Source organism: Bradyrhizobium sp. MI1.3 (assembly GCF_055811695.1).
Genome location: NZ_JBVVPQ010000042.1, coordinates 17882 through 36701, shown reverse-complemented (window position 1 = coordinate 36701; position 18820 = coordinate 17882). Strand labels below are relative to the sequence as shown.

Annotated in this window: 18 protein-coding genes; 7 read left to right on the top strand and 11 right to left on the bottom strand. The window is 63.9% G+C overall.

Going from position 1 to position 18820, the window contains the following annotated elements; translation table 11 throughout:
• The first annotated feature begins 47 nt into the window (after positions 1 to 47).
• On the top strand, positions 48 to 545 hold the full coding sequence (locus AC0L3A_RS26495; protein WP_007600952.1) for a GNAT family N-acetyltransferase: 498 nt from the start codon (positions 48 to 50) through the stop codon (positions 543 to 545).
• A gap of 325 nt (positions 546 to 870) precedes the next feature.
• On the opposite strand, the gene AC0L3A_RS26490 is transcribed toward AC0L3A_RS26495, so the two are convergent.
• The 4 genes from AC0L3A_RS26490 to AC0L3A_RS26475 form a co-directional block, all read right to left on the bottom strand.
• Positions 871 to 1122 (bottom strand): hypothetical protein, encoded by a 252-nt coding sequence (locus AC0L3A_RS26490; protein ID WP_354128121.1) that lies wholly within the window; start codon positions 1120 to 1122, stop codon positions 871 to 873.
• 58 nt (positions 1123 to 1180) lie between these two features.
• Positions 1181 to 2299 carry a DUF2336 domain-containing protein gene (locus tag AC0L3A_RS26485; protein ID WP_473255448.1) on the bottom strand — a complete coding sequence of 373 codons (1119 nt, stop codon included), beginning with the start codon at positions 2297 to 2299 and terminating at the stop codon, positions 1181 to 1183.
• A gap of 324 nt (positions 2300 to 2623) precedes the next feature.
• Positions 2624 to 6283, bottom strand: a complete 3660-nt coding sequence (locus AC0L3A_RS26480) for an AsmA family protein (RefSeq protein WP_473255447.1) — start codon at positions 6281 to 6283, stop codon at positions 2624 to 2626.
• 278 nt (positions 6284 to 6561) lie between these two features.
• The gene (locus AC0L3A_RS26475; RefSeq protein WP_473255446.1) at positions 6562 to 7791 is read right to left on the bottom strand and encodes a cytochrome P450; all 1230 of its coding nucleotides are present in this window, start codon (positions 7789 to 7791) and stop codon (positions 6562 to 6564) included.
• Positions 7792 to 7920: 129 nt separating this feature from the next.
• Between AC0L3A_RS26475 and AC0L3A_RS26470 the strand changes: the two genes are divergently transcribed.
• From AC0L3A_RS26470 to AC0L3A_RS26455, 4 genes are all read left to right on the top strand, one after another.
• Positions 7921 to 8532, top strand: coding sequence for a TetR/AcrR family transcriptional regulator (locus AC0L3A_RS26470; RefSeq protein WP_007600944.1), 612 nt, complete (start codon positions 7921 to 7923; stop codon positions 8530 to 8532).
• Between the two features lie 182 nt (positions 8533 to 8714).
• A complete protein-coding gene (locus AC0L3A_RS26465) occupies positions 8715 to 9251 on the top strand; it encodes a hypothetical protein (RefSeq protein WP_473255445.1) in 537 nt (178 codons plus the stop codon).
• A gap of 60 nt (positions 9252 to 9311) precedes the next feature.
• Complete coding sequence (locus AC0L3A_RS26460) at positions 9312 to 9665, top strand: hypothetical protein (protein ID WP_219683460.1); 354 nt, start codon at positions 9312 to 9314, stop codon at positions 9663 to 9665.
• Between the two features lie 22 nt (positions 9666 to 9687).
• Entirely contained in the window at positions 9688 to 10110 is a 423-nt protein-coding gene (locus tag AC0L3A_RS26455) for a hypothetical protein (protein ID WP_018454312.1), read from the top strand.
• A 92-nt stretch (positions 10111 to 10202) separates the two neighbouring features.
• Here the strand turns inward: AC0L3A_RS26455 and AC0L3A_RS26450 are convergent, their stop codons facing one another.
• The gene (locus AC0L3A_RS26450; RefSeq protein ID WP_473255444.1) at positions 10203 to 10658 is read right to left on the bottom strand and encodes a hypothetical protein; all 456 of its coding nucleotides are present in this window, start codon (positions 10656 to 10658) and stop codon (positions 10203 to 10205) included.
• A 137-nt stretch (positions 10659 to 10795) separates the two neighbouring features.
• Positions 10796 to 11257 carry a MarR family winged helix-turn-helix transcriptional regulator gene (locus tag AC0L3A_RS26445; protein ID WP_354201155.1) on the bottom strand — a complete coding sequence of 154 codons (462 nt, stop codon included), beginning with the start codon at positions 11255 to 11257 and terminating at the stop codon, positions 10796 to 10798.
• Here AC0L3A_RS26445 and AC0L3A_RS26440 point away from each other — a divergent pair.
• Together AC0L3A_RS26440 and AC0L3A_RS26435 are read left to right on the top strand one after the other, a co-directional pair.
• On the top strand, positions 11256 to 12314 hold the full coding sequence (locus AC0L3A_RS26440) for an alpha/beta fold hydrolase (RefSeq protein ID WP_473255443.1): 1059 nt from the start codon (positions 11256 to 11258) through the stop codon (positions 12312 to 12314). The two genes, AC0L3A_RS26445 and AC0L3A_RS26440, sit on opposite strands and share 2 nt — an antisense overlap.
• A 56-nt stretch (positions 12315 to 12370) precedes the next feature.
• On the top strand, positions 12371 to 13174 hold the full coding sequence (locus tag AC0L3A_RS26435; RefSeq protein ID WP_473255442.1) for an isocitrate lyase/PEP mutase family protein: 804 nt from the start codon (positions 12371 to 12373) through the stop codon (positions 13172 to 13174).
• Positions 13175 to 13269: 95 nt separating this feature from the next.
• On the opposite strand, the gene AC0L3A_RS26430 is transcribed toward AC0L3A_RS26435, so the two are convergent.
• The 5 genes from AC0L3A_RS26430 to AC0L3A_RS26410 all read right to left on the bottom strand — a co-directional run bounded on the left by AC0L3A_RS26430 (position 13270) and on the right by AC0L3A_RS26410 (position 18709).
• Positions 13270 to 14574 carry a glycoside hydrolase family 130 protein gene (locus tag AC0L3A_RS26430; protein ID WP_473255441.1) on the bottom strand — a complete coding sequence of 435 codons (1305 nt, stop codon included), beginning with the start codon at positions 14572 to 14574 and terminating at the stop codon, positions 13270 to 13272.
• Between the two features lie 43 nt (positions 14575 to 14617).
• Positions 14618 to 16894, bottom strand: a complete 2277-nt coding sequence (locus AC0L3A_RS26425) for a glycosyltransferase family 4 protein (protein ID WP_007600935.1) — start codon at positions 16892 to 16894, stop codon at positions 14618 to 14620.
• Complete coding sequence (locus AC0L3A_RS26420) at positions 16882 to 17847, bottom strand: class I mannose-6-phosphate isomerase (protein ID WP_035994260.1); 966 nt, start codon at positions 17845 to 17847, stop codon at positions 16882 to 16884. Before AC0L3A_RS26420 ends, AC0L3A_RS26425 begins: the two co-directional genes overlap by 13 nt.
• Before the next feature lie 23 nt (positions 17848 to 17870).
• Positions 17871 to 18062, bottom strand: coding sequence for a hypothetical protein (locus tag AC0L3A_RS26415; RefSeq protein ID WP_035974339.1), 192 nt, complete (start codon positions 18060 to 18062; stop codon positions 17871 to 17873).
• A gap of 422 nt (positions 18063 to 18484) precedes the next feature.
• On the bottom strand, positions 18485 to 18709 hold the full coding sequence (locus AC0L3A_RS26410) for a hypothetical protein (RefSeq protein ID WP_473255440.1): 225 nt from the start codon (positions 18707 to 18709) through the stop codon (positions 18485 to 18487).
• Between the last annotated feature and the right edge of the window lie 111 nt (positions 18710 to 18820).

Here is an 18820-nt window from a genome sequence, read left to right as displayed (position 1 = left end):
CGAAGGCGCGTCATCCTGCCCTGCTCCGAAAGCGGCTATCCGGGTCCATGGATCATTTCAGCACCGAGAACCTGACTGCCGAGAGGCTTCGTGAGGATCACCTCGCGGACCTCGTCGCATTGCATCTCGATGCCGAGGTGTCCCGATATCTCGGCGGCGTGCGCCCGGCGGAAAGGACCAAGACCTATCTCGACGCCAATATGGCGCATTGGGACCAGCATGGCTTCGGGCTGTGGGTGTTGCGAACGAAAGACGGGGCATTCGCCGGGCGAGCGGGCATCCGGCACATCCTGGTGGACGATATCGACGAGATCGAGATTGCCTATGCGTTCAAGCGCGAATTCTGGGGCCGTGGACTTGCAAGCGAGACCGCGTCCGCACTGACGGATATCGGACTGTTACACCACCAGCTGCCGTCCCTCATCGGCCTGGTCTACGTCGGCAACGGCGCATCGCGCCGCGTTCTGGAGAAGGCCAACTATCTCTTCGAGCGAAGCACATTCCGTCACGGCGAAGACGTCGTGATCTACCGTATCCGGCGGTGAGAGACGCAAGTTCGTAGGATGGGTAGAGCGAAGCGAACCCATCACGCATCAACACGCCCGGAGGCAAGATGGGTTTCGCAAGGGCTCTACCCATCCTACAGCTGCGCCGCTGTCGGCGCATTGGCGTGCCATTGAAGGAGCGGCGGTGGTACCCTGCTCTCCGTCATTGCGAGCCACCGGGTCCGCGCGAAGCGCGGCCCGATGACAGGCTCCGCGAAGCAATCCAGACCGCCTCCGCGGGAAGATTCTGGATTGCTTCGCTGCGCTCGCAATGACGGTGTGGAAACAGCCGCGTAACGCGGATGGAGCGGACGCCTCAGGTGCCCTACCTGAAATACCCCAGCACGAGATCGACATCCGCGCTGCCGGCCACCGTGCCGTTCAGCTCGGCGTCGATGACGCGGCGGCAAGCTTCGATCGCGGCGTGGTCACCGAGGTCGTTGGCGGCTTCCAGCACGAGCCAGGCGGCATCGACCGAGGCCTGGTCCGCGGCTCCCCCGCCGATCTCGCCGGCTGCGGCCTTGTTGAGGTCCTTGTTTGGATTCTTGCGAACGGCGGTGCCGAATTGAGGCAACATTGCAAATACTCCCTGCCAATTCCCGGATGATGCTCGGTGTACCTGTTCGGTGGACCGCTCAGTGCACCTGCAGCTCGGGCTGACGACCCGTGACGGGATCGGTGCCGGTCTTGCGCGACTGGTAGAACTTCAAGACGCTGCGCGAGGTCTCGATCTTGAGCTTGCCGAAATCGCGCTCGTTGTCGTGGAGCTCGCGCGCCGTGATCAGGTGATCCTTGGCGCCGAGGAACAGCAGCGACATGGTGGTGTCCCAGGAAAAATCGAGCGCCTTGCACAGCACCAGGATCATCTCGCGATTGCGGTCCATCATCGCACGCTCGATCACGTCGACCGGCAGTGACGACAGCAGCGACAGGCCGATCTGCACCTCGTCGAAGCGGTGCTGGCGCGCATAGTTCGAGACCGAATCCTGGTTGAGGTTGCCCTGCCGGTACTGCGTCGTCACCACGCGCTTGGCGACGAAATAGCTGCGCGAGGACGGGCCGAACTTGGATTGCAGGTCGCCGGTGACGTCGCTCACCGAGTTTTGGATCTGCGCCATCATTTCCGGGCGCTCGTGCTCGAGCCGGCGGCGGACGTCCTCCGACGCCTTCGAGATCAGCTGCTGGAAGATGTGACGCGGCACGTCCTTGCGCAGGCCAAGCTGCTCGGCAAGAATCGAGTCGCCCTCGGCGCGGCGAACCATGTGGAGCAGGCCCGAGCCGGAGAAGCGCGCGCCCTCGTTCCGGGCAACCGACGTCACGACCTCCTGGTCGCCGCGCTTGACCAGCACGTCGGTGACGGCCTCGCCGATCGACTTGCGCTGGGCGATCGCGAGCAGATGCGACTGGCTCTTGGTCATGGCGCTCTCGATCAGCAGCTTCTCGTCGATACGATTGGAGTCGCGCAGCACGGGACCGGCGACCTCGATCTCGTCGGCGGTCGCGAGTTGCGCAATGACATTGAGCGGAGCGTGATCGCAGGCTGCCATGACCTCAGAGAGCTGCACCCGCGCAGCAACCTCGATCTCGTCGGCGAGCCGGCCGATGACCTCGCCGAACGTGCTGATCTCGTCGTCGCTATAGCGGCCGGTGATCAGAATGTCGGTCGCGTGCCACAACGCCTTGTTCCGGCTTTCGTCGGTGCCGCGTGCGATCGCGTCGTCCAGATCCTGCAGAAGTGTTGTCGCGCCGTTCATCCCGATGACCCCAGTTCTTGGCTAGCCATCCTGCTTGTGCCGGCAGGACGGCGAGTTCCTCTGGGAACAGAGACTAGGGAACAAACGCGAGAATCCGGTAAAGTCGGCGGATCAGTTTTGCCGAGCAAAATTCGTTAAAATGCGTGGGAATGGGTTTACCGGTGCGTCACGAGGAAGCTGCGCCCCCTCTCCCGCTTGCTGAAAAGGCTTGGGGCACTGATGCCTCTGCGGCGTCATGGCCGGGCTTGTCCCGGCCATCCACGTCTCACCCCTCGGACGAAGAACGTGGATGCCCGGGACAAGCCCGGGCATGACGGATGTCGCCTACGGATTCTGTGGCGTCAGGACCAGCGGCGGCTTCGGCTTAGGCTTTGGGGGCGGCGGGCCCGGGGCCGGCCTCACGTCGATCGGCGGGGGCAACGGCGCGATCTGTTGGCTTGCAAGCGGCTGGTTTGTGAGTGGAGGGCTTGTCAGTGGCGGGCTTGGCGCCGCGGGAGCGGCGTGCGGCGGCTTCGGTGTCGGCGCAACCCTGATATCCGCCTTGGGCTTCGGCGGCGGCGCGCGGCGCGGATCGCGGCCGGGCATCGGCACATCCTGCAGCGACGGCTCCGGCACGGGATCCGGCGACACCAGCGTCGGCAGCGCGGCGGTCGCCGGCGGCGGCTCGCCGCGCTCGATGGCGTCCAGCCGGCGCGTCTCGCGATCGATCGTGCGTACCGCGAGCCACGAGGACAGCGGCCCGACATCGACGGTGCGATTGAGCCTGTCGGGGGGACCGGCCGCGAACAGCTGGATTTCCGGCGGTGCGCCGGAGAGCCCGGTCATGATCGGCGTCAGGCTGGCGCGGATGTCGGCCTGGTCGGCAGGGATGTCGTAGCCGCCGGAGACGATGGCACGCGCATTCTTCGCCTCTAGCGACGTTGCGCCGACGCGCAGGCGCCCGTCGCGGATCGTGAACGGGATCTGCGCCGAGGCCACTGCAATCGGACCCGCCGACAGCGCGGGCTCGACGAGTTGCCGCAGCCGGTTGTCGTCGGCAATTTGGCCGCCGTCGCTGGCGCGGATGGCGATCTCGAAGGCGCGCGGATTGAGGCCGGAGATTTCAGCGGATTCGAGCGTCACCGTGCCGTTGCCGGCGAGCGCACCGGTGAGCGCCGCGACGCTGCGGCCCTGGCTGGTCAGCGCCATCTGCGCCGAGGCGCGTCCCTTCGGCAGCGCAAGGTCGCGATAGCGCAGCGCCGCCGCGTCGACATTGCCGAGTTCGATGCGCGCATTGAGCGTCAGACCATTGGCGCCATTGCGCGCATCAAGGCTCGCCGACATCTCGCCGCCGCCGACGCCGCCCTTCATTGCGTCGAGCGCGAGCGACTGACCGTCGCTCCGGACCGTGCCGCCGAAGGGGCGCAGCTCGATGCCGCCGGGCAACGTGCCGTGCAACGCCTGGAAGGCGACGCGGCCGCGCCAGCCGCCGAGAAGCCCGGCATTCAACGGCGCATTGGCATCGTGTCCGGCCGCGCCGATGGCCATCGCGAGCGCGGGCACGAGGTCGAGCGTATCGAGGCCGACTTCGCCGTCGACGGTCTTCTCCTGATCGAGCGTCACCGCCAGATGACCGCGCAAATGCGAGCCGGCCAGTGTGCTGTCGAGATCGTTGAAGGTCAGGCGGTTGCCGGCGAGGCCGACGCGCGAGGACAGATTGACGCTCTGCACCGATTTATCGGCCAGGCTGGTCCCGAACAGCGGGGCCAGATTGGCGTTGCGCACGCGCAAATTCACGCTGCCTTTCGGCTCCGACAATTCGACGTTGCCTTGTGCGTCCGCGTCCAGCCCGCCGCCGCTAAGCTTTGCATTCAATTGCAGCTGATGGTGCCACGCGCCGCTCAGATGGCCCTCGAACTGCGAAGCGCCCTCGCCTGCGGCCAACACGCGATCGAGCCCGAGCAGCGCCAGCAATACACTGGCCTGCGGTGTCGAGACTTTCGAATCCAGCGTGAATTCGCTGTTGCGCAAACGGTCGATGTCGATGCCGTTGAGGGCGGCCACCGGCGTCTGCGCGGCCAGCGTCGCGGTGGCCTTGAGTTGCGGCGCGTCGAGCTCGATCACCGCGCGCGCGTCGTTGCGATCGGCATGCTCGGCGTTCTTGTCGAGGCCGAGATCGAGCTTGAGGCGGGTCGCACCTGGCAGCGACGGCATGGCGTCGAAGCGCGCGCGCACCGACGGCGCAATCGGCTCGAGCAGCGCGGTGAGATCGCGCAGCGAATTGGCGGAGGATTTCAGCGCGAGCTTGCCAACGGCCTTGGCGCGGTCGAAACTGCCGATTGCTTCCGTGGTCACGCCACTGGCCTGGCCGAACCGCAACTGCTCCAGCGAGAGCGATGCCGGGCCGTAACCGAGTTTCGCGGTGAACGGCCGCAGCTCCTGCCCGGCCGAGATCGCGCGGCCGATATCGAGCGAAAGCTTCGCCTCCTCCGGCCATTCGCCCTGCGGCCCCGAAAGCGCGCGCACGAAACTCGCGGCGGCATCGAGGTCGAGGCGGTCAGCCCTAAGCTCCGCATCGATCCGCGAGCCCTTGCTCGCGCCGGTCTGGACGAAAGCAATGCGGCCTTCGATCGCGCCGCCCTCGATCTCGGCCTTCAGCCTGTCGATGGCGAAATGGTTGGCGGCAATGGTCACGTCACCGGCAAGGCGCATCGGCCGGGTGCTGCGGCGGTTGACCTCGCTGCGGCCCTGAAGCCAGGCCACCAGCGTATCGGGATCGGAGGAATCGACGCTGAGACGGCCGCTGAAACTGTCGGCGCCGGGCGTCGCGCCGTTGAGCGAGAGCTGCGTCTGGCCTGGCGCGCGCAGCTCGAGCCGCTGGAAGGTCCAGGATCGTCCGTCGGTCGCAAGCTCGGCCGTGATGTTCTGGAGCGGCCGGCCGCCGAGCATGATCTGGTCGGAGTTGAACTCGATCTGTGCCGGGATCGGCGCCTGCGGGATTGCGGCGAGGCCTGCGCGGAGCGCCGGAAGGATGCGCTGCGGCTCGGCATCGTTCTTGGCCGTCAGCTTGTCGGCATCGACCTGGCGCGCCGACAGCACCGCGCGCAGCAGCGGCGAGGCCCCGAACCTGACATCGCCGACGCCGCCGAGCTTCAGCGCGGAGTCTTCGGTGCCGAAGCTGGCGTCGACCTGCTCGAACTTGGCGCCGGCCGGATCGGTCTTGAGTTTCGTCGTCAGCTTCCAGGGCACCGGCCCCGCATCGCCCGGCTTCTTCGGCGCGGGCACCGCGAGTGTCAGCGCGCCTTCGAATTTCGGCAGGCGATTGTCGAAGGCAAGCACGCCTTCGAGATCGGCCAGGATGGCGCGCTCGCCGGGATCGACGTTGAGGTGGAGGCGGGTGGCATTGCCGTCGGCGCTCGGGCCGGAGGAGACGCGGAACGGATAGCGGACGCCAGCGGCGGTGAAACTGCCGTCGCCCCGGACCGAGCCGGCCAGCGAACGCACGTCGCCGGAGAAGGCGATGTCGTTGAGCTCCAGCGTCGAACGGCTGGCGGCATCATGCAGGGCAATGCGGCCGGTGAGGTTCAGCCGCTCGATCGCCAGCGAAGCCAGATTGAAGCTGCCGCTTGCGGTGGACGGCAAATCGACCCGCCCGCGCGCGTCGAGGCCGAGATCGACCGCCATGCCGTTGACCGAAAGCTCGGTGGCGCGCCATTCGCCGCGCATCAGCGAGCTCAGGCTGAACTCGACGTCGAGCTTGTCGGCGCGCAGGCGGCCGAGATCGTTGTTGCCGCCGAAGGTGACCGCGCGCAGCCGCAGCGTCGGCGCCGGCAACAGCCGCGCGTCGAGCTCGCCCGCCACCCGCACCGGCACGCCGATGATCCTGCCGGCCTCTGCTTCGAACTGGGGCCTGAACTGGTTCCAGTCGACGAAGTAAGGCCCGATCAGAGCGGCCAGCAGCGCTAAGATAAAGGCAATCGCCAATCCGAGCAGCGTCGTCTGCACGGGTCTCCCCTCGGCCAAACCGGATGCGGGCCTTGCCTGAGCCGCAGGGCCTCAGACGTACCGGAACAGCCCCTTATATAGGGGGAAGTGTGGCGAAGTCACAGCGACTGTTGCGCGCGGAGGTTAACGCGGGTGTGAGACCCTCATGGTGAGGAGGCGCGAAGCGCCGTCTCGAACCATAGAGGCCCCGCTCTCGCCCGCGGCCATCCTTGGAGACGCCCGCTTTGCGGGCTCCTCAGGATGAGGGCCAATGCTCGCAGAATCAGTGCTGGCGGCCATCACCAGCTCGCAGGCAGCCGCTTCAGGCCGCGTAGTACGAAGGTCGGCCGCCATTCCGGGTTTTCGAGGTCGTCGATGCGCAGGTCGGGCAGCCGCCGCAACAGCGTGGCGATGGCGATCTCGGCCTCGAGGCGGGCCAATTGGGCTCCCAGGCAGAAATGGATGCCACCGCCGAACGACAGCGGCCTCACGTTCTGGCGGGTGACGTCGAGTCGGTCGGGCCGGTCAGGATAGACCGCCGGGTCGCGGTTGGCCGAGCCAAGCAGGCAGAGCACGGTCTCGCCCTTCGGGATCTTCGCGCCGCCGACATCGTCGATGTCCTCCAGCGCGACCCGCCCGGTCATCTGCACCGAGGAATCGTAGCGCAAGAATTCCTCGATCGCGCCCACCATCAGCTCAGGCTGCGCCTTCAAGAGCGCGAGCTGGTCCGGATTGCGATGCAGCGCCAGCAGGCCGTTGCCGATCAGATTGACCGTGGTCTCGTGGCCGGCGCCGAACAACAGGATGATGTTGGCGGTCAGTTCCTCGTTGGTGAGCTTGTTGCCGTCTTCCTCGGCTTGCACCAGCTGGGTGATGAGATCGTCGCCGGGATTTTTGCGACGCAGCTCGAACAGCTGCTGGAAATACATCTGCGCCATCATGTTGCCGGCGTTGCCCTTGGCAATCTCCTCCGGCGAAAGCGGCACGGGGTCGAGCAGCCGTCCGCCGTCGCGTGAGCTGTTATAGAAAGCCTCGCGATGGTCCTCGGGGATGCCGAGCATGTCGCAGATGATGGTGACCGGCAGGCGGAAGGCGAAGTCCTCGATCAGGTCCATGTGGCCGCGTTCGATCACGGCATCGATGGTCTGGTCGACGATCCGCTGGATGCGCGGCCGCATGTCCTCGACGCGGCGGGCGGTGAAGGCCTTCACGACGAGGCCGCGCAGGCGGGTGTGGTCGGGCGGATCGGCCTGCAGCATCCAGTGGCTCATGCTGCGGAAGACCGGCTCCTCCATGATCTTCTCGCTATAGCGGCGCTTGGAACGCTCGACGAAATCCTTGCCGAACCGCTTGTCGCGCATCACGAGGCTGACATCGGCATGGCGGCTGGTGACGAACTGGCCGAACGGCGTCACGTGAATCGGAAAGATCGCGCGGAGCCGCTCATAATGCGGATAGGGATCGCGGATGAAGTCCGGCGACAGTGGATTAAACAGCGGACCGCCGGTGCCTTGCACATGCTCGTTCATGGTGACCTCACATCGGTTGCCGCATGAATCGCATACGCCGGGCAGCCCCTCTTGCGCGGCGTAATCATCCCTGAATTGTTAACTCGATACATTGTTGTATCGAGTTGCATTCTGCCCTAACCTGCTCCGATGTCAAGGGTGAGAACCAGGCCGACTAGGGACGACACGCGCGACAGGCTGTTCGAGGCGGCCGCGCGCGTGTTCGAGGAGGACGGCATCGGCGGCGCCAGCATCGAGGCGATCGCAGCGGCGGCCGGATTCAGCCGCGGTGCGTTCTATTCCAACTTCAAGAGCAAGGACGAGCTGATCATCGCCATGATCGAGGACCATGTCGCGCAGTCGATCCGGCGCAACATGGACATCCTCGCGCAGCACGACAATCTCGACGACTTCATCGCAGCGCTGAAGGCGATGGATCGCACAAGGCAGGACCCGCTCGGCCGCTCGCCGCTGCTGCACATGGAGATGATCCTGTTCGTCGCGCGCGCCGAGAAGCGCCGGCCGGAGCTTGCAAAACGCCTGCGCGCGCGGCGCAAGCTGGTCGCCGACATCGTCGAGGCCACGCTGAAGAGCAACGCAAAGGACGACACGCTCAATCCGCCATGGATGGCCTCCGTCGTGCTGGCATTGGAAGACGGCTTTCGTCTGCATCGCCTGATCGATCCGGAGACGACGCCGGCCGACAGTTTTCTGCGCGCGATCACGGATCTGCGGCGCAGGACGGGATTGTCGTCGAAGTAGCGTTTGTTTTCTTCAGATCGTCGCGCTGTTCCCGCTCGACATCGGCGCGCCGCGCCGCTGGAACCTCGTCGCAATTCTCGCGCGCATTTTCCACATCGTCATACCGATCCAAGGAACGTTTCTGCAGCTTGCCACTTTATCCCGGGCCTGTTTTGGCAATTTGATCATTGGAGGAGACAGCGATGAGGATTCTGAAATTGTCTGCGGCCGCAGCCGCGCTGCTGGCCGGTACCGCGCTCGCCGTGGCGCAGTCGAGCTCGACGGTCGGCACTGGCGGCTCGTCAGCCGGCGGCGGCACCAGCAACTCGACGATCGGTACAGGCGGTTCATCGGCAGGTTCGGGCAGCGGCTCAGGCTCGGCCTCGACGCTTGGCACCGGCGGCTCGTCGGCCGGCGGCGGCACCAGCAGTTCGTCCGTGGGCACCGGCGGCTCTGCCGCGGGCTCCGGCAGCGGCTCAGGCTCGGCCTCGACGCTCGGCACCGGCGGTTCGTCGGCTGGTGGCGGCAAGAGCTCGTCCAGCGTCGGCACGGGCGGCTCTGCGGCAGGCTCCGGCTCCAACTCCGCATCGACGCTCGGCACCGGCGGCTCTTCGGCCGGCGGCGGCAAGAGCGGCTCGACCGTGGGAGCCGCCGGCTCCTCCGCGGGACATGCCAGCGACATGGGCATGGAAAAGGGCAAAGGCCACCACAAGGACGAGATGAAGAAGGACAAGGACTGACATCCCGGCCGGCGGAGCGGCAGCAATGCCGCTCCTTCGTCCTTCCTGAGGAGGACTGGCATGAACAGATCAATCGTTGCGATCGCAGTTTTGACTTTGATGAGCAGCGCCGCTGTGGGGGAAACCATGCAGAAAACCGGCAAGACCGCATCCGGCGAGACCTGCCGGGTCACGGTGGAAAAACATCCCGACGGCAGCATCACTGCGCTGGGGTCATCGGGTTCGGGCACAACGGGCTCGAGCTCATCGAGCGGCTCGCTGTCGAGCTCGAGCTCGGCCGGCGGATCGTCGGTGCACGTCCAGGCCGGTGGCGGCAACGTGTCGAGTTCGTCCTCGACGGCCGGCGGCCCGGGTTCGACCAGTGCGAGCACCGTCACAGTCAACGGCTGCACCATCTCGACATCGTCGCCATAGCAAAAGGATTTCACAGATGAGAATGTTGATCGCGACCTCGTCGGTCGCACTCCTGCTCGCCGCCGCCTCGCCGTTGTCGGCGCAAACCAGCATGACCGGCGGCACCGGCGGCTCGGCTGCAGCCGGCGGCACCTCGGCCAGCACGCTCGGCACCGGCGGCACGTCGACGTCGGGCTCCGGACAGACCGGCTCGTCCATTGCAGCCGGCGGCAGCGCCGCGTCTGCCAACGGCAAGGCGCAGTCCGGCACCAGCATGAACAAGGGCAACGGTCCGGTGCTCAATTCCAATGCGCGCGCGCAGGCGCACGAGGGTGGTACGTTCAGCCGCTCCCACACCCGCACGAAAGTCAAGGCGGGCGAGGAGGTCGGGTCCACCACCAAAACCATGTCGCACGTGCCGGGCTCCAAGCCGACCATGTCGACGACATCGACGAACGTGCGCTGAACCATCCTCACGAGACTGCTGCCCGCGATTTGCGGGCAGTTTTTTCTTTGTGAGCAGATTTTTTTTGTAAACAGGTTTTTCTTTGTGAACGATCAACCGCCGCTCAGCGTGTGGCTGACGCGGGTTACGACTGCATCCCACTGCCGCTTCTCGGCCGCCGGGTAGTTGATCAGCACGCAATGCACGTAGCGGCGGCCAAAATTGCAGCGGTCGTACCAGATCTTGCCGCCCCGGGTGCTGGAGACCACGAAGAAGCGCGGCGTGATGCGCTTGTAGGTGATGCCGGACGGCGGATTCTTCCGCGCCAGGAAAGCCGCCGGTGAACTGCCTTCGTTCGGAACGGCCTGCACCGTCAAATCCGCCCGGCCGTCGCTGGTCCGGTACTGCATGCCATAGCCGTCGGGCCGACCGGCTTGCTCGGTGAAGATGGACGAAGGGATGTCGACACGGGTCCCGGTCTCGGGAATGCGATAGCCGCTCCAACTCTCCGCACCGGCAGCAGCCGGCGAGGCAGAGAGCATCACAAGGATGGCGGCGATCTTCTTCATCGTATGGCCCAGTTTGCGCTCGACGGCCGACAACGTGGAGAAACGCCGGACGTTCCTATCCGCGACGTGAACGCGCGTTGCGCCCCGAGTCGCTCGACCAGACCTCGCAAGCCGGATGATGGCGTCGAGTGCACCCGCTAGCGAGCGCGTTTGCCCTTGTCCGTGGGCAACGGGCAGTTCGTACAAACGCTGTCGTCGCACATGCGACAGATCGTGAAGCGATCCATCTCGGACGTATCCTGCCGAGCCAACAACTCGTGGAGCAGCGTTTCGAGTCGTTTCGTTTCAGCCGGCGACAGCACATCCAGAAGCGACGCGACGGCCGAAATTCGCGACGTCATCAACTCGTTGCGGGTTGAGGCGCCCTTCGCTGTCAGGTGCAGAGCAACCTCGCGGCCGTCCTGTCCGGGCCGACGTTCGACCAGCCGATCCGACACCAGACGGTCCACCAGCCGAACCGTTCCTGAATGCGACAGGCCAAGGATCCGCCGCAGCTTGTCGTTGGTCATGCCCTGGCCATAGCCGATGACGACCAGTGCGGCAGGCGTCTCGCCGCCGCGGCCTATGACCTCGCGCGCACCCTGCTCGATCCGATCCATGACGGCGAGCGAAAGCGCCCCCAGCAAATTTGCGATTCCATTTTCCATGAGCCGGACAATATGTGCGGAGCGCACAAAAAACAACTTGACGAATATGTGCGCTCCGCACATATTTTGCCCGCGGGGCACGATGACATGGAGAATGACGATGAATATCGGGAGCGCGCCACGACAAGCGGATGCCCAAGCGAATACCAGAGGCATTGAACCCGCCTTGAAATACGTGCAGGCCAACGGCGTGCGCTTCGCCTATCTCGAACAGGGCGACGGCCCTCTTGTCATGTTCCTGCACGGCTTTCCCGACAATGCCTGGTCGTATCGAAAGCAGCTGCAGGTCTTCGCGGATGCAGGCTATCGTGCGGTCGCGCCGTTCCTGCGCGGCTATGCGCCGACAGAGATTCCGGCGGACGGCATTTTCGATCCCATCGCACTGGGCAAGGATCTAGAAGCCCTCATCGCGGCGCTGAGCGACGACGGACAGGCGCGCGTCGTCGGCATGGATTGGGGCGGCACCTCAACCTTTCAGGCGCTGGCCACGGCGCCATCGGCGTTCAAGGCCGCCGTGGTCATGAACACCGCACATCCGATTACAATTTCGAGCATCAGACGGGATCCGGAGCTCGTTCGAGCCGTCTTCCATGTCTATTTCTTCCAGCTTCCCGGCGCCGTATCCGCGGTCAGTACCGAGGGACTTCCCTTCGTCGACTATCTCTGGAAGCTGTGGTCGCCGACATTCAACAATGCCGAGCACATCCGTTCAATCAAGGAGACGCTCAGCTCGCCCGGCACGATGGCCGCGGCGCTTAAATATTACGGAGGCCTGACCGATGCGGGGCTCGCGCGCCGGCTGCCGATCAATGACATGCACACGCCGACGCTGACGATCTATGGCAGCAACGATCCGACCGCAAGGTACTCGGTCAAGGAGGAGCCGCTGTTCAAGGGGCCGCACCAGCGGATTGTCCTGCCCGATGTCGGGCACTTCCCGCACCTCGAGCGTGAGGAAGAAGTCACCGGCCTGATCATGGACTGGTTCAAGACGCACGCGCCTGACTGAACGCAGAGGGCGTGCCCCACAACATCCTTCGAGTTCTCTAATCCGGAGTACGCGCAATGGACGCCAAGACCCAACAGCAATATGCCGAGACGTTTCATGCCCTTCACAGGAAGGGCGATCCGCTCATCCTGTTCAACGCCTGGGACGCCGCCACTGCCAAAGCTATCGCGAAGACCTCTCCGGCCATCGCGACCAGCAGCAGTGCGGTCGCCTCCGCACTTGGATACGCCGACGGAGAAAATGTCCCGCTCGACATTGTGACCGGCCTGGTGTCGCGGATGACCGCGGCCGTCTCTGTTCCAGTCTCAATCGATCTGGAGGCTGGATATGGCGACACCCCGGAGGCCGCGGCCAGATCGGCGACCGAGATTTTGAAAGCCGGCGCCGTCGGCATCAATCTCGAGGACGGACTATCAGGGGGAAAGCGCCAACTCGTCAATCCCGAACGCCATGCCGCCAAGATCAAGGCCGTGCGGCACGCTGCAAAAGATCTGGGAGTTCAGCTGTTCATCAATGCGAGAACGGATCCGTTTCTGCTCAAATTCGGATCGCCGGACGAGTGCATGAATGAAGCGGCAAGCCGGGCGAAGGTCTATGCCGCGGCCGGCGCCGACGGAATTTTCGTGCCCGGCCTCACCGACCTCGCGCTCATTGAAAAGTTCGTTCAGCTCACGCCTCTGCCGGTCAACATCATGGTGACACAAGGCGTTCCCGCACTTCCGGATCTGGCCCGCGTCGGCGTTCGGCGGGTGAGTCTTGGGCCATGGCCGATGATGGCAGCGATGCGGATGATCGGACAGGCCGCGGCCGCGGTCGCCGCGACCAAGCAATACGGCACGTTCCTGCAACCGGATGCCTGAGCCCGGACATCACCCGTTCGAAGCAATGTTCTGCGCCGATCGCTTCACGCTTTTCCAATCCATCGGATGGACATCGAGAACGGTCAGCGCAGTTCCTATGCACTACTGTCCATGGCCGCAATCAAGGATGCAATCTCGATGGTCGCGAAATTGCAGAAGCTGTCGGAGACCGCGTAGGGGAAGATGATCTTGTCGCGGTGGCGCATCGCGCCGCAGGTGTAGACGACGTTCGGAACATATCCTTCGCGTTCGGAAGGGTCCGGGCGCAATAGCGGCTCGCGCAGGCGGCCGAGCACCTTCGAAGGGTCGTTCTTGTCCAGCAGCGCGGCCCCGATCGAATATTTCCGCACAGGGCCGACACCGTGCGTCAGCAGCAGCCATCCCTCATCGAGCTCGATCGGAGATCCGCAATTGCCGATCTGCACGAACTCCCAGGGGTATCGCGGCTTCAGGATCGGCTGCCCGCCATCCCACGTATGGAGATCGTCGGAAAAGATCAGATAGAGGTTCTCGTTATCCTGGCGCGCGATCATCGCATATCTGCCCCCGACCTTGCGCGGGAATAACGCCATGCCCTTGTTGCGCGCGGCATTGCCCTTCAGGGGCGATAGCCGGAACGATACAAAATCGGACGTCTCGATCAGCTCCGACCGGATCGCCCGTCCACTATAGGCGGTGTAGGTCGCGTAGTAGATTGTCTTGCCCGCGTTGCTGAAATGCACAAAGCGCGCATCCTCGATCCCGTTCGACTGCGCTTCGGTGACTGGAAAAATCACCCGCTCGCTAAGATCCTGGCCAGCCGCGAATGTAACATCAATCCCGTCGCCGCCGGCGCTCGATGTCAGCCTGACGAGATCGGGGCTGGATGCAAGACGCGCCGTCGGGTCGATCGTCACGGTCCCGTCTGCCGCAATAAGCCCCGACCGAAATGTCAGGGACGACACATGACCCTCGCCGACGGCACGAAGACTCAGGATGAAGCGGAGGCTGCCTTCCGGCGTTCCGGATCGATCGGGATGTGGCACGATACTCGGATTGAACAATGCCGAGGCCTCGAACGAATATTCGTTAAGAAAATAGGCGCCCGCGAGTTGGCGCTGCACCTGCGTGAATACAGCATGGTCGGCCAGCGCCTCTTCCATTTCCGCGGCGCGTGCCTCGAAAATCTGCAACAGGTTGCGGTGACGGCCGAGGAAATTCTCCAGAACGTCGGCCAATTGCCGGTCAGCCGTCTCGGGATCGAGCGCGAGGACCCGTTCGACGATATGGTTGGCGCGGGTCTTGTCTGTCGGATTGAGGTCGCGCGGCTCGGTTGCCGGCTTGAAAGGCCGAACGATGACACGGGTCGGATCAGGCCGCAGCTGAAGGGCTTGGCGTTTGAGGAAGGGAGATTGCGACAAAACGGCCTCGATGGGTTGAAGGAGGAAATTGTAACCGGCTCCGTCAGGCGACGAGAGGAGCAGGCTTGGCTCGGCTTTCGCTCAGGCGGGCAATTTGCCGAATCTCGGAGAGGCCAAGCAAATACGACACCACGGATTCCCCTCCCCGATTCTCATTGGGACGATCGGGGTGCAGGCCATCCCGGCAGCTTCCGGTTTCCAGATCGACCAGCGAGGCCGACAGATCGTTGCTGCCCAGAAACCACGCAAAGACCCGCGCGGCTTCGGCTTTCCACTCGACATCGTGATCGGCCCGCCATGCGGCAAGGCATGCCGCGATGGTCGCCGCGGCCTCCAGCGGCTGCTGGTCGAAGGCTTGCGAGGGTTGGCGTCGCTCACCAAATCCCGCCGTGCCGATCGGGCGGAATTGGCCCTTCGCCGAAGTTTGCCTCTTCACAAGCCAGCGCAGCGACTCCAGCCCGATATTGACATAGCGCGATGTCTTACTCGCCAGGCCCGTCATGATCAGCGCCTGGGGCAAGCGCGCGTTATCGTAGGCCAACCCATCCTCGAACCAGACCCAATCGCCTGTTGCCACGGTGTCGAAGATCAAGATCAACCGATCGGCAAGCACGGCACGCAAACGGGTCGCCTGGACATCGTTCGGGACAGCCGAGCAGTATGCATCAAGGCCCAGCAATACGAACGCCCACGCACGGGGCGAACGAAACTCTTCCGCTGTTGCCATCGCTTCAGAAAACAGCGCCGCGGCCCATGAGCGCCGCGACGTGCTGGCATCGGTCAACGCGCACACGCCCAAGGCCCAGAGCGTGCGTCCGTGACTATCCTCCGACCCCTGGTCCTCCAACCAGCAGCGGTTGAAGCCCATGAAATTGCGAAATCGTCGTGTATCCGGATTCCAGGCGTGCTGGACGAAGGCGGCAAATCGCGCCGTCAGGGCTTCCGGCAGCCGCTCTTCGCCCGGATTGTTGAGTGCACAGGCCACGAGCAGCGCCCGGGCGTTGTCGTCGACGCAATAGCCGTGGGCACGATCCGGCACGCTATGAACGGCATGCTGAAACAGTCCCGTGTCGTCACACATCGACAGGAAATGACCGAGCTGCATTTCCGGCGGGGCGCGGCTGTCGCGCAGCAGCGTACCAGTATCCGTGCGCGCAATGGTCTTGAGCCGATGCCGTCGGCCGGCGTTCTCGAAGACCGACATATAGCGTTCGGCGGTTCTTTCCCACGTCATCGCGCGGCTGCTCGAATAGGCGCGCTTGCGCATCGCCTGCCGAAGCACATCGTTGGTCAGCAACTTGGCGATTTCAATGCCGAGCGCTGCCGCATCGCCAAACGGAACCAGGATGCCGCGGCCATCGGCCAATAGTTCACGGGCATGCCAATACGGGGTGGACACCACGGCTTTACCGAGGCCGAAACTATAGGCCAGCGTGCCCGAGGTCATCTGGGCCTCACTGAGGTACGGCGTCACGTAGACGTCGGACATCGAGATGAAATCGAGCAGCGTTTTCTTGTCGACGAACTGATCGAGGAACACGACGTGATCCTCGACGCCAGCCTGGCGCGCGTGCGCCATCAGGGACTCACGATAGGCTTCGCCACGATCGCGCACGAGGTTGGGATGCGTCGCACCGAGGACGACGTAAACGGCGTCGGGTCGGGTCTTCAGAATCGAAGGCATCGCATCGATCATGACTTCGATACCCTTGTTCGGCGACAGCAATCCGAAGGTCAGGATGACCGACTTGTTGCTGAATCCGAGCGCAGCCTTGGCCGCGTCGGGTTCGACGAACGCAAATTCCGGGATACCGTGTGGGATGATTTCGATCTTCTCGTCAGCCACGTGGTAGACGGAACGCAACAACTCCCGACCCTTCTCCGCCATCACGACGACCTTGGACGAGCATTCGACGATGCGCGCGATGACGTCACGCTGAGCCTCCGTCGGCTCGGACAAGATCGTATGCAAGGTTGTCACGATCGGTATGGTCAGGCGCGACAGGAGCGCCATGATCTGGCCTCCGGCCTCGCCGCCGAAAATGCCGAACTCGTGTTGCAGCGAAACGGCCTCGAAGCCGCCGCTGTTCAGATAAGTGGCCGCACGGACATAATCATCTTGCCTGTCGTCGTTGATCTCCAGGCCCACGGTGGGAGGATAATCGTAGACCTGGCCGTGATCGGTCATCGCGACGATGACGGTCTCCAGATCACTCCGGGACGCCGCAATGGCGCTCTGCAAGTCGGTGGTGAAGGTCGCAATGCCGCAGCGGCGGGGAAGCGAATTGCCGATGAATGCGATACGATTTACGGCAGCCAATTTGGCGTCTCCGATTGTTTGAGCGCGGCGGTCTCGAAGGGAGACGCGACCAGGGTGCTGGGAAAGGCGTGCGGTGCGCGACTGGCGCTCGCGGCGCTGCGCTCTATCAACGCAGCGAGGTTTATCTTCGGGCCGGGATAGGCCAGTAGCGCTTTCAACCCGTTCGCACCGACCTCGATTTCCGCATGGTCGGCTTCCAGGAAGATCGCCTCCCCCGGCGCCAGCCTCGTCGAGCCGAGTTGGGCCTGGCCTTCTATCGCCAGCAGCCAGGTCTCTTTCGGTGCGTCGAGCATCCAAACGGAGCCCGGAGCAAGGTCAATTTGCTCCAGCGCAAAATATGAATTGACCGTGAGGACCGTTCGCGCGCCGCTCAGACGTTCGGACGGCAATTGGATCTGGCGCGGGCCTGCTGTCGCCACCGCGACGGCATTGTCGATGTGCAGTTGGCGCTGTCGTCCATAGTCGAACAGCCGGAACGTGGCGTCGCTTTGCTGCTGGATTTCGACGAGCACGATGCCGGCGCCGATCGCATGTACGGTTCCGGCAGGAATGAAAATGGCGTCGCCTGGATGAACCGGCTGCCAATCCACGATATCGGCGATCGAGCCGTCAGCGATTGCCGCTCGCAACTCTGCGGCGGAGCGCGGATGGTTCAGTCCCACCGCGACCCTAGCACCGGGGATCGCGGAGACGATGTACCAGGCTTCGGTCTTGCCGTTGGCAAGCCCGATCGAGCGCGCGAACGCATCATCCGGGTGAACTTGAATCGATAGCGGCTCGGAGGTGAAGAGCATTTTGAGCAGCAACGCCGTCTCCGGCCCAGCAAGGCCCGGACGCTCGAACCACAATTCCCCGATCGGGCCGTCGCTCGTCGACGCCAGGCTCCAGGGCCGCAGATCGAGACTGCCCCAGGGCTTCGGCTTGGTTCGCACGATAGCATGTTCGATCGTCAAGCGGGCCCCCAAAGGCTGTGCGATCAATCGTTGACTGTTCGTGCCGGGCGCGGGCCGGTCCAGGGCGGAAGCGCATCCCATTCGGCCCTTCGCATGCGGCGCTCTTCATCGCCGACCTTCACGAAGACAAACGGAGCGTCGTCCTGCCCGGTCTTCGATCCCGTGAATGTGGCCGGAAGCCCGTTCGAATTTCGGATCGTTGCTGTGTTTGCCACGTAGCCTCCTGACGACCTGCGTGCGAGATCGCTGCTGCAGATCAATTGAAAATGGATTCCGCTGCATGAAGGCCGACGCAGCGACCCGCAGCGGCACCGGAGATACCAATCAGTCCAGGAGATTTGTATTTTGGGATATCGGACATCCGACCGCCTTCGTGGTTGAGGCGGGAGCGCAATGCTCTCAGTCACCGATAACTGCCAAGGGCGGGCGGCGATATCGAGCATATAGGAACGCTGTCGCCCAATAGCGAGACGAGAGCATCAATCAGATCGGCTTTATTAGCTGTATCTTTGTGTTGGCATTGCTCTATGGTCACACGGCCTGACGTCTGAGTTGACAGGGCTCATCGCTCGATTTCAATACTGGCCGGCTGATCCCCCTCTCAGAAGGGTTTTCGGCAATCGGATGTCGCATGGTTTCAACGGACCGTTTCCGGCAAGAGATTCGATCCCGGCTCGAATTGGCGAATGCGCAAGGCCTTAAGAACGTGACCATCGAGTGTGGCGAGCTTTACCGGTCCATGAGCCCGCTGCCCACGTTCAATCGATGGATGATCTTCTGCTGCAATGCTATGCGCGCGGAAATGGCCTTGACCGATCATTTGATTTTCGACGACAGGAACGAAAGCTTGCTGACCGTTCACTATGCATTGCCGCGTCAATGCCGACCAAAGCCAAACCAGGCACGATCGAAGTAACGCGTTTCGTTGATTTCGATGGCTAGCCCGTCGTTGCTGCCGTGGCGGCTCCGAGAG

Coding starts and splice junctions, on each gene's coding strand:
- AC0L3A_RS26495 (WP_007600952.1), top strand. CDS start 48: ATGGATCATTTCAGCACCGAGAACCTGACTGCCGAGAGGCTTCGTGAG.
- AC0L3A_RS26490 (WP_354128121.1), bottom strand. CDS start 1,122: ATGTTGCCTCAATTCGGCACCGCCGTTCGCAAGAATCCAAACAAGGAC.
- AC0L3A_RS26485 (WP_473255448.1), bottom strand. CDS start 2,299: ATGAACGGCGCGACAACACTTCTGCAGGATCTGGACGACGCGATCGCA.
- AC0L3A_RS26475 (WP_473255446.1), bottom strand. CDS start 7,791: ATGAACGAGCATGTGCAAGGCACCGGCGGTCCGCTGTTTAATCCACTG.
- AC0L3A_RS26470 (WP_007600944.1), top strand. CDS start 7,921: ATGTCAAGGGTGAGAACCAGGCCGACTAGGGACGACACGCGCGACAGG.
- AC0L3A_RS26465 (WP_473255445.1), top strand. CDS start 8,715: ATGAGGATTCTGAAATTGTCTGCGGCCGCAGCCGCGCTGCTGGCCGGT.
- AC0L3A_RS26460 (WP_219683460.1), top strand. CDS start 9,312: ATGAACAGATCAATCGTTGCGATCGCAGTTTTGACTTTGATGAGCAGC.
- AC0L3A_RS26455 (WP_018454312.1), top strand. CDS start 9,688: ATGTTGATCGCGACCTCGTCGGTCGCACTCCTGCTCGCCGCCGCCTCG.
- AC0L3A_RS26450 (WP_473255444.1), bottom strand. CDS start 10,658: ATGAAGAAGATCGCCGCCATCCTTGTGATGCTCTCTGCCTCGCCGGCT.
- AC0L3A_RS26440 (WP_473255443.1), top strand. CDS start 11,256: ATGACGGCGAGCGAAAGCGCCCCCAGCAAATTTGCGATTCCATTTTCC.
- AC0L3A_RS26445 (WP_354201155.1), bottom strand. CDS start 11,257: ATGGATCGGATCGAGCAGGGTGCGCGCGAGGTCATAGGCCGCGGCGGC.
- AC0L3A_RS26435 (WP_473255442.1), top strand. CDS start 12,371: ATGGACGCCAAGACCCAACAGCAATATGCCGAGACGTTTCATGCCCTT.